The organism is Nocardia brasiliensis ATCC 700358 (genome assembly GCF_000250675.2).
Taxonomy (GTDB): Bacteria; Actinomycetota; Actinomycetes; order Mycobacteriales; family Mycobacteriaceae; genus Nocardia; species Nocardia brasiliensis_B.
On sequence record NC_018681.1, the window covers coordinates 3,717,730 to 3,730,208 of the forward strand.

General features: G+C 67.0%; 13 protein-coding genes. 7 read left to right on the top strand and 6 right to left on the bottom strand.

Annotated features, from left to right (window positions below; genetic code table 11):
• Positions 1-19 precede the first annotated feature (19 nt).
• Entirely contained in the window at positions 20-1,177 is a 1,158-nt protein-coding gene (locus O3I_RS16820) for an acyl-CoA dehydrogenase family protein (RefSeq protein WP_014984144.1), read from the bottom strand.
• A 238-nt stretch (positions 1,178-1,415) separates the two neighbouring features.
• Between O3I_RS16820 and O3I_RS16825 the strand changes: the two genes are divergently transcribed.
• The 3 genes from O3I_RS16825 (at position 1,416) to O3I_RS16835 (ending at position 4,879) form a co-directional block, all read left to right on the top strand.
• Complete coding sequence (locus tag O3I_RS16825) at positions 1,416-2,348, top strand: PDR/VanB family oxidoreductase (protein WP_014984145.1); 933 nt, start codon at positions 1,416-1,418, stop codon at positions 2,346-2,348.
• A 104-nt stretch (positions 2,349-2,452) separates the two neighbouring features.
• Entirely contained in the window at positions 2,453-3,154 is a 702-nt protein-coding gene (locus O3I_RS16830) for a hypothetical protein (RefSeq protein ID WP_014984146.1), read from the top strand.
• A gap of 864 nt (positions 3,155-4,018) precedes the next feature.
• Positions 4,019-4,879, top strand: a complete 861-nt coding sequence (locus O3I_RS16835) for a hypothetical protein (protein ID WP_014984147.1) — start codon at positions 4,019-4,021, stop codon at positions 4,877-4,879.
• A gap of 43 nt (positions 4,880-4,922) precedes the next feature.
• Here the strand turns inward: O3I_RS16835 and O3I_RS16840 are convergent, their stop codons facing one another.
• A complete protein-coding gene (locus O3I_RS16840; protein ID WP_014984148.1) occupies positions 4,923-5,543 on the bottom strand; it encodes a TetR/AcrR family transcriptional regulator in 621 nt (206 codons plus the stop codon).
• Positions 5,544-5,639: 96 nt separating this feature from the next.
• Here O3I_RS16840 and O3I_RS16845 point away from each other — a divergent pair, with 96 nt between their 5' ends.
• From O3I_RS16845 to O3I_RS16855, 3 genes are read left to right on the top strand one after another with little or no spacing between them, the layout of a single operon-like run.
• Positions 5,640-6,860 (top strand): cytochrome P450, encoded by a 1,221-nt coding sequence (locus tag O3I_RS16845; RefSeq protein ID WP_014984149.1) that lies wholly within the window; start codon positions 5,640-5,642, stop codon positions 6,858-6,860.
• 32 nt (positions 6,861-6,892) lie between these two features.
• A complete protein-coding gene (locus O3I_RS16850; RefSeq protein WP_014984150.1) occupies positions 6,893-7,087 on the top strand; it encodes a ferredoxin in 195 nt (64 codons plus the stop codon).
• A gap of 60 nt (positions 7,088-7,147) precedes the next feature.
• The gene (locus O3I_RS16855) at positions 7,148-8,701 is read left to right on the top strand and encodes a phytoene desaturase family protein (RefSeq protein ID WP_041562661.1); all 1,554 of its coding nucleotides are present in this window, start codon (positions 7,148-7,150) and stop codon (positions 8,699-8,701) included.
• Positions 8,702-8,707: 6 nt separating this feature from the next.
• On the opposite strand, the gene O3I_RS16860 is transcribed toward O3I_RS16855, so the two are convergent.
• The 3 genes from O3I_RS16860 to O3I_RS16870 are packed head-to-tail and all read right to left on the bottom strand — an operon-like array spanning position 8,708 to position 10,575.
• On the bottom strand, positions 8,708-9,691 hold the full coding sequence (locus O3I_RS16860) for a zinc-binding dehydrogenase (RefSeq protein WP_014984152.1): 984 nt from the start codon (positions 9,689-9,691) through the stop codon (positions 8,708-8,710).
• Between the two features lie 13 nt (positions 9,692-9,704).
• Positions 9,705-10,127: an organic hydroperoxide resistance protein gene (locus O3I_RS16865; protein WP_014984153.1), complete on the bottom strand. Its 423-nt coding sequence runs from the start codon at positions 10,125-10,127 to the stop codon at positions 9,705-9,707.
• A 1-nt stretch (position 10,128) separates the two neighbouring features.
• Positions 10,129-10,575, bottom strand: a complete 447-nt coding sequence (locus tag O3I_RS16870) for a MarR family winged helix-turn-helix transcriptional regulator (RefSeq protein ID WP_014984154.1) — start codon at positions 10,573-10,575, stop codon at positions 10,129-10,131.
• A gap of 260 nt (positions 10,576-10,835) precedes the next feature.
• Here O3I_RS16870 and O3I_RS16875 point away from each other — a divergent pair, with 260 nt between their 5' ends.
• Positions 10,836-11,630 (top strand): SAM-dependent methyltransferase, encoded by a 795-nt coding sequence (locus O3I_RS16875; RefSeq protein ID WP_014984155.1) that lies wholly within the window; start codon positions 10,836-10,838, stop codon positions 11,628-11,630.
• A gap of 4 nt (positions 11,631-11,634) precedes the next feature.
• Here O3I_RS16875 and O3I_RS16880 read toward each other — a convergent pair whose 3' ends face one another.
• Positions 11,635-12,411 carry an IclR family transcriptional regulator gene (locus O3I_RS16880; RefSeq protein WP_014984156.1) on the bottom strand — a complete coding sequence of 259 codons (777 nt, stop codon included), beginning with the start codon at positions 12,409-12,411 and terminating at the stop codon, positions 11,635-11,637.
• Positions 12,412-12,479: the final 68 nt, after the last annotated feature.

A 12,479-nucleotide genomic window follows, 5' to 3' on the forward strand; every position in this document is an offset into this window, starting at 1 on the left:
TGGGTTGAATGGGGTGTGCTCAGCGGTTGCGCAGTGCGCGGCGGGCGATCGACCAGCGCAGCACCTCGGACGGGCCCTCGTAGATCCGGAACGCCCTGGCCTCCACCAGGAATCGCGCGACCAGGTAGTCCTCGCAGACGCCGAGACCACCGTGCAGCTGCACCGCCCGGTCGAGGACCCGCCAGACGGCTTCGGAGACGAACGTTTTCGCGATCGAGGCATCGTGGCGCGCCTGCGAGGAGGTGGGGCCCTGCGCGTCGATGGTCTCCGCCGCGGTGCGGATGATCCCGCGTGCCGCGGCGATATCGATCTCGTTGTCGGCGACCATGCCCTGGGCCAGGCCGTGATCCGCGATCGGCACACCGAAAGAGGTTCTGGTGCTGATGTGTTCGATGGCGAGATGGTGCGCGCGCACCGCCAGCCCCAGCCAGTTCATGCAGAACACCAGCCGGGACGGAGCGAGCCGCACCTGCGCCAGTGCCAGCCCCTGACCCACCGCGCCGAGTACCGCGGCATCCGGCACCTCGCAGTCGACGAAGGTGACTTCGCAGTGTCCGCCGGGCGCGCTGGTGTGGTCCAGCGTCGGCATCCGGCGTCCGACTCGCAGGCCGGGGTTGTCCTGGTCGACCAGGAACATCGTCGGGCCTTCGGTGGTGCGGGCCACGCAGATGGTGAAGGCGGCGCCCTGTGCGCCGGTGGTGAAGTGCTTGGCGCCGTTGATGACCCAGCCGCTGTCGGTCTCCTCGGCCACGGTTTGCAGCATGCCGGGATCCGAGCCCGCACCCGGGGCGGGTTCGGTCATCGCGATGGCCGAGCGCACGTCACCGGCGGCCAGCGGTGCGAGGTAGCGCTGCTGCTGTTCGGCGTCGGCGACGTGCGCGAGCAGATGAATATTGCCGTCGTCGGGTGCCCAGGCGTTGACCGCGAGCGGCCCGAGCAGGCTGGCGCCCGCGGCCTCCAGCACCTGTGCCTGGGCTCGCGTGTCCAGGCCGAGCCCACCGTATTTCTGGTCCGACAGCGGGCCGAACACGCCCGCCTCTTTCGCCTTCTTCTGCAGGTCCAGACGCAGCGCGTCGTCCATCACCCGACCGTCGACGACGACCTCGCGTTCCACCGGAACGACCTGGTCACGAATGAACTGGGTGGTCTTGTCCACCAATTGGCCCACAGTGGTCATGGCGCAAGTTTCGGGTCCACCGGGCCGTGCGAGTCGGGGCGATAGTCAACGTCGATCGCCCGAATCGTCTGCGCGTTCGCCTGCTGCGTGCGGGTGCGTTGTCCGCGACGGTGGTCCTGGCTGACCGGCTGATCCGCCGCGGCCGCCGGGCCGGCGGCCCACCCGATCAGCGCCTACCAACGGTCGAGTGCGGCGCACGGTGCAGACCGGCTCGACCATCAGGGAAAGGGCCCAAGGCATGACCGAGATTCCGGTGCTGGTGTCGGCTCGTCGCGACGAGGCCGAACGGGTATTTTCGCTCGAGCTGTCCGCTGCCTCGGGCGGTGATCTGCCGGGCTGGACGCCGGGCGCGCACATCGATGTCGCGGTGGATGCGGCGGGCGTGCGGCAGTATTCGCTGTGCGGCGATCCGGCCGACCGGCGCAGGTGGCGGATCGCCGTACTGCACGAGCCGGACGGGCGCGGGGGTTCGGCGCAGCTGTACCGCACTGCGCTGCCGGGCACGCAGCTCCAGGTTTCGCTGCCCCGCAACAATTTCGAGCTGGTCGCGCGCGAGAGCTATGTGTTCGTCGCCGGTGGCATCGGTATCACGCCGATCCTGCCCATGGTGGCCGCCGCCGCGGCGGCCGGCGCCCGGTGGTCGCTGTACTACGGCGGGCGCACCCGGGCGCACATGGCGTTCGCCGACCAGCTCGCCGAGCGGTATCCGCACGCGGTCTTGCTCCCGCAGGACGAGCACGGCCTGCTGCCGCTCGCGACGATCCTGGCCGAGAGTCCCGCCGCCGCCGTGTATTGCTGTGGCCCCGAACCGCTGCTCGCCGCGGTGGAGGCCGAGGCCGCCGCCCGCGGTCTTCCTGTCCATCTCGAACGCTTCGTGCCCAAGCTGATCACGGCGACCCCGAATCGCCCGTTCGAGGTCCGAATCGCGAGCAGCGGTAAGACTTTCGCGATCGGTGCGCAGCAGTCCGTGGCCGACGTGCTGGAGCGGGCGGGCATCGGCATCATCACCTCCTGCCGCGAAGGCACCTGCGGCACCTGTGAGACCGCCGTCCTCGCCGGGGCGATCGATCACCGCGATTCCCTGCTCACTGCCGCGGAGCAGGCACGCGGCGACACCATGATGCTCTGCGTCTCGCGCGCCCGCTCCGATGTGCTCGTGCTGGACCTCTGACGCGGCCTCTCGACTTGCCGGCGGGTTCCACGGTCGGCAGGCGGCACGCTCGGTGTGCCGAAACCCCTGAAACACCCAGCAACACAACAAGAAAGAATGCACAGATGAGGCAAATTGTCGCGGTGGCCGCAGGACTCGCCGCCGCAGTCGGCATCGCCGCCGGTACCGCCGGTGCGCACCCCGGCGATACCGGCGCCGTCGATTTCACGGCCCGCGCCACCGATACCCAGACCGTCATCGAGACCGACGGCGGCTCGATGGTCGTCGAGGACGGCGTCTTCAAGCTCAAGGCCGCGAACGGCGCCGTGCTCGCGGGCACTCCGCTGACGTTTCGCGTCGACGAGTTCGAATTCCCCATCGCCGCCGACATTTCCGATCGCACCGCGACGCTGACCCCGCAGCTCGACATGGCGAAGGCCACCTACAAGCCGGTCGCGCTGCCGTTCGAGGACAAGGCGCCGTGGAAGAACGAGTACGACCGTGAGCAGGCGGCCTGGAGCCGGATGACCAGCACCATCAGCATGGGCGCCACCATCGGCACCCTGGTCGGTGGTCTCGGCGGCGCGGCCGTCGGCTGCGTGCTCGGCGGCATCGCCGGCGCCACGGTGGCCTCGGCCACCATCATCGGCCTGTTCGGCCCGTTCATCCCGGCCGCGGCCGTCGGCTGCCTCGGCGGCATCATCGCCGTCGGCGCCCTGGGCACCGTCGCGGGCCAGATCTTCGTGACCGCCCCGGTCGCCATCGGTGCGGCGATTCAGTACTTCGCCACGATCAACCAGCCGCCGGTGCCCGCGCCCGCCAAGTAGGCGAAACCGCACGCGCACAACCGAATACCGAGCTACCCCGTCCGGCTGCCTGCCGGGCGGGGTAGCTCGCGTCGCTTGGGAATCAAATGCTACGCGAATCTGCCTGCCCGATCGTGATGTGGACAGAATTTTCTACGCGCCCATGTGGTTTCGCTGTGGACCACCTACTTTGTGTCTGTCTGGCATCTGGTTCGGAATGTGGCTCGTCCGTCCAGTCCATTTGGGGAGCGGATTATTTCGGCTAGTAATGGATTGAGACGAAACTCCGAAAATGCTACGGGGCGGTTTGGTTGTTCTCGCGGTTTCTCAGAAAGGTATGCCTGACGCAACTCGTTTATGGAAGCATTGCGTTGATCCCCAAAGTATAGGTGTGGCCATGCGTTTGGTGCTGATGTGCGCGATCCTGCTCGCGGGTGGGCTTGTAGCGTGCGGGCACGATGGAGCCCAGCGGCAAACTCCCTCGACATCGGCGACCACGCTACCTTCGACCGTCGTAGGAACGGGTACGACGACCACGCAGATGGCTCCCGCGGATGTGGGCACTGCGTCGCTGGTGCCACGGTCGGCGACGTCCGCGACCAGCATCGAACTCGTTGTGCCATCGACTGTCCAGGTATCGGGAGGGGTTGCCGTGACCGGGGTTACGGGGCCGCCCACTGTGTCTGTGCAAATCACCACTGTGCCGATAATTCCGGAGAAGGACCGTGATGTCGGGGTCGAGGTTTCGACCTCGAGCAAATACCCGCCTCCGCCCCCAGTTCCGCCGCCTACAACGACGCCTCTGAGTACCACGACGAGTAGCGGGACGCCTCGATGAACGGTGATCGAGCTGATCCTCACGAGCTGCGGGGATTTCGCCGGGCTATGACTGCGACCGGCACCTTCGTCTCCGAGGGTGCGGTGATCGTCGCGGTTCTCTACTACTTCGGGATGGTGCACACCCGCGCGTGGTACGGCTACTTCGGCATCGACGTCGGAATGCTCGGACTGTCGTTGCCCGACTATCTCGTGGGAAGTATTACCAGCAGCTTCTGGCCGGTGACGTTGATCCTTCTGATCGTGCTCGCACTCTATGGTTTACGCGGCGTACCCCTGTCCGCTGCAAGGCGGACTCGAAGGCCTTCGGCGGTTCTGCGTCGTTGGGCAACTGCCACAGGCGTCCTCGGGTTCTTTCTCGCAGCGAGCTTCACGATCATGGTGATCGTCCGCGACCGGCTCTCGGCTTCTTGGGGTTTCTACATGCCCCTCATGTTGGTAGCCGCGGTGTCACTGATCGCCTACACCCTTGCGCTACGTGAAACCTACCCTCTGGTCTTCCGTGCGCGTCGTAGCAGGCAGCGGCAATCGCCGTCCACTCCGACGCTGCCGATCCTCGCGATGCTGACGTTGGCGTTCCTGGGGTTCTTCTGGGCCGTCGGCTCCTACGCGCAACAACGGGCAGTGCGTGATGCGCGAATTGCTGCAGAGAGCGGATTCCCTACGCGCCCAGTTGTTCTGCTACTGAGTGTGGATCGGCTCGCGATCGAGGGCGGTGGCTCTATGGTCGTTCCGATCACAGTACCGGGAGAGAAATACCGTTATGCATACAGTGGTCTGCTGTTGCTGGCGCGTACTCCCGACCGGTACTTCCTGGTCCCCCACCAGTGGAAGAGGGCCGAGCGCACCCGGATATTCGTCGTCCCTCACCACGACAGTATCCGTATCGACCTCACCCCGCACCCGTGACAGCAGCCGCTCCCAATGGCAAGAGCGGGCTGGGAAATCGAGTTCAGGGGCGGGGGCGGAGGACCAGGGGGAGGTAGACGTCGTCGACGATGTCGAGGATGACGTCGTCGGGGACCGGGGTGTCGAAGAGGAGGAAGTGGTGGCGGAGCAGGTCGGGGGCGACGGTGGCGCGGCGCGAGGTCAGGATCGCGCGGTCCACTTCGCCGCGGTCGACGGCCCGTTCCAGGATGATATGAATGGCCGACGAACCGACCCGTTGCACCCGTTCCCGGATGAGGCGGCCGAGTTCGGCATCGCGGGTCATTTCGGCGAGCAGCCCGCGCATGATGCCGCCGAACGGCGTGGCCATCTTCGCTGACATCTGCCGCAGCAGGGCGATCACGTCGGTGCGGAGCGCACCGGTGTCGGGGAGATCGACGTCGGAGATGCCTCCGGATTTGCAGGCGTCGACGACCAGTTCGGCACGGCTCGCCCAGCGCCGATAGATGACGGTTTTGCTGGTGCGGGCACGGGCCGCGACCCGGTCCATGGTGAGCGCGGAATAGCCCACCTCCGCGAGCTCGTCGAGGGTCGCGGTGCGGATGGCTCGCTCCAATTCGGCGCCGCGCCTGCGCGTGTTCTTCCGGTAGTCGGCCGCCGCGTCGACGGATTGCTGGACTTTCACTGGCGGCTGGGCTCCTGAAAAGCGTTGCGTTGCTTGGGAAGACACTCTAATCTAAAAATAGAGTACTAAGAGTATCTTACGATCTCGAGGGGACCGATGAACGACACAGTTGTGACACCCCGAACCGACGACCCGCCCGCCTTCCCGAGTAACCGCACCTGCCCGTATCACCTGCCCGAGCAGTACACGAGGCTGCGCGACGAGCAGGATTCGCTGCACAAGGTGACTCTCTTCGACGGCGCGCAAGCCTGGGTGGTCACCAAACACGAAACCGCCCGCGCGTTGCTCGCCGATCCGCGCTTATCGGCCGACCGCACGCATGCGAACTTCCCCGCCGTTTCGCCGCGCTTCCGGGTCTTCCTGTCGGGCAAACCAGCATTCATCAGCCTGGACCCGCCGGAACACAGCACCCAGCGGCGGATGATGATCAGCGAGTTCACCTTGAAACGGGTCAAGGGCATGCGCGCCGATATCGAGAAGATCGTGCACGGCTTCATCGACGACCTGCTCGCCGCGGGGCCGCCCGCCGACCTGGTCGGCCAGTTCGCGCTGCCGGTGCCGTCCATGGTGATCTGCCGGCTGCTCGGCGTGCCTTACGAGGACCACGAATTCTTCCAGGACGCCAGCAGACGATTGGTGCAATCGACGACCGCGGAGGGCGCGATCGCCGCGCGGCGCGATCTCGCCGTCTACCTGGACGGATTGATCACCAGGTTGCAAGCCGAGCCCGGCCCCGGGCTGCTGTCGAGCCTCGTCGCGGATCAGTTGGCGCACGGCGAGATCGACCGCGAGGACCTCGTCTCCTCCTCGATCCTGCTGCTCGTCGCGGGCCACGAGACCACCGCATCGATGACGTCGCTGTCGGTGATCACGCTGCTCGAGCATCCGGACCAGCATGCGGCCCTGCGCGCCGACCCGTCGCTGATTCCGGGCGCGGTCGAAGAACTGTTGCGCTACCTGGCCATCGCCGATATCGCCGGCGGCCGTTTCGCGAAGGACGACATCGAAATCGACGGCCACGTGATCAAGCAGGGCGAAGGTGTGCTCATCTCGAATTCCATTGCCAATCGCGATGGTTCGGTCTTCGCCGAGCCCGATACCTTCGATGTGCACCGCTCGGCCCGCCATCACATCGCGTTCGGCTACGGCGTACACCAGTGCCTCGGCCAGAACCTGGCCCGCCTGGAGCTCGAGATCATCCTCGGCAGTCTTTTCGAGCGCATTCCGACCCTGCGGCTGGCGGTGCCCACCGAGCAGCTGACCTTGCGTCCCGGCACCACGATTCAAGGCGTGAACGAGCTTCCGGTCACCTGGTGACCGAACCCGAATCACCCGCGAAAGGAGTTCCCATGCACGTCACCGCCGACCGCTCCGTCTGCGTAGGCGCGGGCCTCTGCGCCCTGACCGCGCCCGCCGTCTTCGACCAGGGTGACGACGACGGCCTTGTCGAAGTCCTCACCGCCGATCCCGGCGCGGAGCACGCGGCCGCCGTCCGCGAGGCCGTCGACATCTGTCCCTCCGGCGCCGTGGCTTTCACCGAGTAACCGCCGCGCCCTGGCCGGTTCCGGCGACCGGGCCGGGCGTTCCCGTGCTATCCAGTACAGATGCAGCCGACACGATCGAGATATGACGTGGTGATCGTCGGCGGCGGCCACAACGGGTTGGTGGCCGCCGCGTATCTGGCGCGCGCCGGGCGGTCGGTGTTGCTGCTGGAGCGGCAATCGCACACCGGCGGCGCGGCCGTGTCGGCGCGCGTGTTCGCGGGGGTGGACGCTCGATTGTCCCGGTACTCGTATCTGGTGAGTCTGCTGCCGCGGCAGATCGTCGAGGAACTCGGCTTGTCGTTCGCGACGCGCCGTCGGCGGATCTCGTCCTACACGCCGGTCGGCGCGGGTGGATTGCTGGTGGACACCGGCTCCGCGGCCCGCACCCGGGACAGCTTCGTGCGCCTGACCGGCTCCGACCGGGATTTCGTTGCGTGGCAACAGTTCTACGGTATGACGGCCCGGCTGGCCGAGCGCGTGTTCCCGACCATGACCCAGCCGCTGCCGACTCGCACCGAGCTGCGGCAGCTCATCGGCGATGCCGCCGTGTGGGATTCGCTGTTCGAGCGTCCCCTCGGCGAACTCGTCGAATCGAGCTTCGACGACGACACCGTGCGCGGCGTCGTGTTCACCGACGCGTTGATCGGCACGTTCACCCACGCCCACGATCCGACCCTGCGGCAGAACCGCTGCTTCCTCTATCACGTGATCGGCGGTGGCACCGGCGACTGGGATGTGCCGATCGGCGGTATGGGCGCGCTGACCGACGCGCTGGCCACCGCGGCACGCAGGGCCGGCGCGGAGATCGTCACCGACTGTGCGGTCACCGCCATCGCCACCGACGGGCACGAGGCCGAGGTGAGTTTCGCCGGCGGTGTCGTCGGCGCGGGTCACGTACTGGTGAATGCCGCACCCCAGGAACTGGCCGGGCTGCTCGGGACACCGGCCGACCCGAAACCCGAAGGCGCACAGTTGAAGATCAACATGCTGCTGCGCCGCCTGCCGAAGTTGCGGGACAGCACGGTCGACCCGCGCGAGGCGTTCGCGGGCACCTTTCATATCGCCGAGTCGTACGCGCAACTCGATCAGGCCTACGGTGAGGCGGCGATCGGCCGGATCCCGTCCGCGCCGCCCTCGGAGATCTACTGCCACACCTTGACGGACCCGTCGATCCTGTCGGCGGAGTTGGCGGCGCAGGGCGCGCATACTCTCACACTGTTCGGTCTGCACACCCCGGCAAAGCTTTTCGCGAAAGACCCGGTACGGGCCAAAGCCGAGCTGGTCGAAGCGACTTTGGCCCAACTGGATTCGGTGCTGGCCGAGCCGATCGCGGACTGTCTCGCGGTCGACGAGCACGGCGAGGCCTGCCTGGAGGCGAAGACGCCGCTGGACCTGGAACGCGAGGTGGGGCTGCCCGGCGGTCATATCTTCCACCGCGACTTGGCTTTCCCCTACCGTGCGGACGACTCTCCGGTGGACGCGGCCACGCGCTGGGGTGTCGCCACCGCGCACGCCAACGTCCTGCTGTGCGGCGCGGGCGCGGTTCGCGGCGGCGGTGTCAGTGGCATTGCCGGTCACAATGCCGCGATGGCCGTCCTCGAACCGCGCCCGTGAGCAGCGTCAAACCTTCGGCGAAAGGGCGACTTTCGCGCGTCGTCCGGGGCTTTCGGTGGCGATCGCCGCTTCGGCCGCCGAGTCCAGCGCGAAGGTGGCTTCGACGGCCAAGCGCAGCACCCCTTCGGCGGCCGCGGACAGCAGCTCGCCGATCAGACGCCGCCGGTCTTCGGCCGAGGTTTCCTCGATCCGCTTCGAACCCCAAAAGCCCTTCACCACGGCTTGTTTGAAGATGAGCGTGCCCGGGTTCAAGCTCAACGGCTGCCCGGACAGCGCCCCGAACGAGATCAGCCAGCCCTTGGGGCCGAGCAAGGCCAGCAGGTCGTCGGCCGCACGGCCGCCCACCTGATCGACCGCCCGCACGATCGGTGCTCCCGCGGTTGCGGCCGCGGCCGCGTCGCGCCAGCCGTCGGCCTCGGTGTCGAACACCGGCTCGAAGCCGTCGGCTTGTAGCGCCGCCACCGATTTCGGTCCGCGCACCAGATTGAGTACTCGGATACCGCGCTGCCCCGCAAGCACGTTGACGAGCCTGCCCACCGCACCGTTGGCCGCGTTGACGGCGATCCAGTCGCCCTCGGCCAGCTCGAGGTCTTCGAGCAGCATCAACGCGCTGAGCGGCATCGCGAGCAATTGCGCGGCGGTCTCGTCGGACACCTGGTCCGGCACCGGCACCGCCAGGGCGGCCTTCGCGAGGAAGAACTCGGCCCAGACGTTCTGTGCGCCGGACACGGTGACCCGTTGGCCGACAGACAAACCGGTGACTCCGGGGCCGAGCGCGTCGACGATACCGACGCCTTCGGTGCCGGGGATCGCGGGCAGCGGCGGCCGGTAGCCGTACACGCCACGCACGATGGCCAGGTCGTGATTGTGGATGGGGGACAGGATCAACGCGACCCTGATCTCGCCCTCGCCTGGCTCGGGTACCGGCCGTTCCGCTGTGGTCAGTACGTCTTTGGGATCTCCGAAGCTCTCGATGACTACAGCACGCATGTCGGCCCTCCGCTCAGTCTTCGGCGACGACTACGTCGACGTCGATGTTGCCGCGGGTGGCGTTGGAGTAGGGGCACACCTGGTGGGCCTTGTCGGCGAGCGCCTGTGCCTCGTCCCGGGACAGGTGCGGCAGCGAGACCTCTAGGGTGACGGTCAACCCGAACCCGCCGGCGTCGTTCGGGCCGATGCCGACCTTCGCGCCCACGGCGGAGTCGTCGATATTCGCCTTCGCCTGCTTGCCGACCAAGCGCAGCGCCCCGTGGAAGCAGGCCGCGTAGCCCGCCGCGAACAGCTGTTCGGGGTTGGTGCCCTCGCCGCTGCCGCCCATCTCCTTGGGTGCGGCGAGGGCGACGTCCACCTTGCCGTCGGTGGTCCTGGCGTGCCCGTTGCGTCCGTCGCCGGTCGCCAAAGCCTCTGCGGTGTACAGGATCTGCATGTCATTCTCCTTGTTCGAGGGTCGATGTCAGTGCTTCGGTCAGTCGCCGCAGGCCGGCCTGCAGCATCAGGTATTCGTCCATGGACAGCCCACTGGCGGCCGACATCTGCGCGGGGATGCCGCAGGCCTCGGCACGCAGCGCCCGTCCGTGTTCGGTGAGGTGGATATCGACGCGACGTTCGTCCTCGGTCGAGCGCCTGCGCTCGATATGTCCCGCGGCCGCCAGTCGCTTCAACAGTGGTGAGAGTGTTCCGGAATCCAGTGCCAGCACCTGGCAGAGTTCGCCGACACTGCGTCCGTCGCGCTCCCAGAGAGCCAGCAGCACGAGGTATTGCGGGTAGGTGACCCCGAGCTTTTCCAGCTTTGTTCGGTAGACCGCCGTCATCGCCCTCGACGCCGCGTAGAGCGAGAAGCACAGCTGCTCGTCGAGGTGTAGTGGATCGGCCATGTCAACAACGTAGCCCACAACTAAGTTGTGCACAACCTATCTGGTGTGGTGTTCCGGGCCACAGTCCTGGCTCCGGATCGGGTGGCAGTAGAGTGTCGGGCCGATGGCACCGGTGCACAAACGATTCCCGTTCGTTCGGCGACGCCGGCGACTCGTGTCCATTCTGACTCTTCGATGTTTATCTCCGAATCTGCCGACACGCGTTCGTGGGCGCTTGTACAGTCAGCCGCACGTCGTCTTACCCCGCTAGGAGCCGCATCATGGTCCGCGAAAACGATCGGCTGATCCGCACCGATGTACCGCATTCCGCACGGATCTGGAATTATTGGCTCGGGGGACAGGACTTTTACGAAGTCGACCGCATTGCGGGCGAGTCCGGCGAATCGGTTTTCCCGGATATCGGCACGATGGCCCGGCAATCGCGCCGATTCCTGATCCGCGTGGTGCGCCACCTCGCCGCCGAGGCGGGCATCCGCCAGTTCCTCGACGTCGGCACCGGACTGCCGACGATGCAGAACACGCACGAGGTCGCACAGGGTGTCGCACCCGAGTCCAAGATCGTCTACGTGGACAACGATCCGCTCGTGCTGGCGCACGCGCGGGCCTTGCTGATCAACACCACCGACGAGGGTGTCACCGCCCTCGTGGAATCCGATTTCCACAACCCTGAACAGATTGTGCAAGAAGCACGCAATATTCTGAACTTCAACAAGCCAATTGCCGTCATGTTCATGGGTGTACTCGGTCACGCACGCACTTGGGACGACGTTATCCGCATCACCGCAGCGTTACAGGACGCCATTCCATCCGGTAGTTATTTCGCTATGTACGAGGGCACTACGGAGGATCAGCGACTGGTCCGCCTATCGGACTACTACGCGAAAACGGGCGCGGTTCCGTACTACGTCCGCAGCGTGGACCAGATCCGTGAGGTCTTCCGAAATCTCGAACTGGTGGAGCCCGGCGTGGTGCCGGTGAACCAGTGGCATCCCGACTTGGCCGAACCGGTCGAAAAGCCCTCGGCCGCATGGGGCGGCGTCGGGCGCAAGCGCTGAGCGGTCACCGGCCGCCGATGCGCTGGGTCAGCTGATCCGCGGTGGCGCGCACCCGGGCCGCCAACGGCGCCCAGTCCGCCGGGCACGGCGATACCTCGCAATGGTGCCGCAGCGTGACGCTGATCGCCGCGATCGGGCTGTGATTGTGGTCGAAGACCGGATACGCCACCGACGCGAAACCGGGTGTGACGTGCCCGTCCTCGCAGGCCCAGCCGCGACGGCGTTCGGTCGCCAGCACGGTGCGCAACGCCTGCAACGAGTTCGGTCCCCGTTCGGTGCGGCGCACGAACGTCGCCGCAGACGGGAACAGCGCGCGGATCTGCGCCGGCGGCAAGTGCGCCAGGATGGCCCGGCCGCACGCGGTGAGATGGGCCGGCAGCCGGACGCCGACGCCGGTGACCAGGGTTTCCGGCCGTACCGGGCGCTCCTTGATGAGATACAGCAGCTCGTTGCCGTGCAGCACGCCGAGATGCGCGTTGTGTCCCACCAGCTCGACCAGCTCGCGCAGCAGCGGTCCGGCCAGCCGTTCCAGCGGATCGTGGCGCAGATAGGCCGAGCCGAGTTCGAACGCGGCGATGCCCAGTCCGTAGCGCCGCTCGCTGGGCAGCCGCGTCACGAAACGGGCCGCTTCCAGCTCGCCGAGCAGGTGATAGGTGGTGGACCTGGGCAGGTCGAGCTCGCGCGCGATCGTCGAGGCCGAGATGGGGCCGGCTCGTCCGGCCAGTAGTCGCAACACCGCCAGCCCGCGCCGCAACGCCGGGACGTCACTGCTGGTTCCCATGCCATCTCCTCGGCGTGTCTTGGATATCAGACACTATCGCACCGGCCCGCGTTCTCCGCCGCCCGTCG

What these genes read in the sequence shown, in the direction of transcription:
- O3I_RS16820 (WP_014984144.1), bottom strand. Translation starts at nt 1,177, where the DNA reads ATGACCACTGTGGGCCAATTGGTGGACAAGACCACCCAGTTCATTCGT.
- O3I_RS16825 (WP_014984145.1), top strand. Translation starts at nt 1,416, where the DNA reads ATGACCGAGATTCCGGTGCTGGTGTCGGCTCGTCGCGACGAGGCCGAA.
- O3I_RS16830 (WP_014984146.1), top strand. Translation starts at nt 2,453, where the DNA reads ATGAGGCAAATTGTCGCGGTGGCCGCAGGACTCGCCGCCGCAGTCGGC.
- O3I_RS16835 (WP_014984147.1), top strand. Translation starts at nt 4,019, where the DNA reads ATGACTGCGACCGGCACCTTCGTCTCCGAGGGTGCGGTGATCGTCGCG.
- O3I_RS16845 (WP_014984149.1), top strand. Translation starts at nt 5,640, where the DNA reads ATGAACGACACAGTTGTGACACCCCGAACCGACGACCCGCCCGCCTTC.
- O3I_RS16850 (WP_014984150.1), top strand. Translation starts at nt 6,893, where the DNA reads ATGCACGTCACCGCCGACCGCTCCGTCTGCGTAGGCGCGGGCCTCTGC.
- O3I_RS16855 (WP_041562661.1), top strand. Translation starts at nt 7,148, where the DNA reads ATGCAGCCGACACGATCGAGATATGACGTGGTGATCGTCGGCGGCGGC.
- O3I_RS16860 (WP_014984152.1), bottom strand. Translation starts at nt 9,691, where the DNA reads ATGCGTGCTGTAGTCATCGAGAGCTTCGGAGATCCCAAAGACGTACTG.
- O3I_RS16865 (WP_014984153.1), bottom strand. Translation starts at nt 10,127, where the DNA reads ATGCAGATCCTGTACACCGCAGAGGCTTTGGCGACCGGCGACGGACGC.
- O3I_RS16870 (WP_014984154.1), bottom strand. Translation starts at nt 10,575, where the DNA reads ATGGCCGATCCACTACACCTCGACGAGCAGCTGTGCTTCTCGCTCTAC.
- O3I_RS16875 (WP_014984155.1), top strand. Translation starts at nt 10,836, where the DNA reads ATGGTCCGCGAAAACGATCGGCTGATCCGCACCGATGTACCGCATTCC.
- O3I_RS16880 (WP_014984156.1), bottom strand. Translation starts at nt 12,411, where the DNA reads ATGGGAACCAGCAGTGACGTCCCGGCGTTGCGGCGCGGGCTGGCGGTG.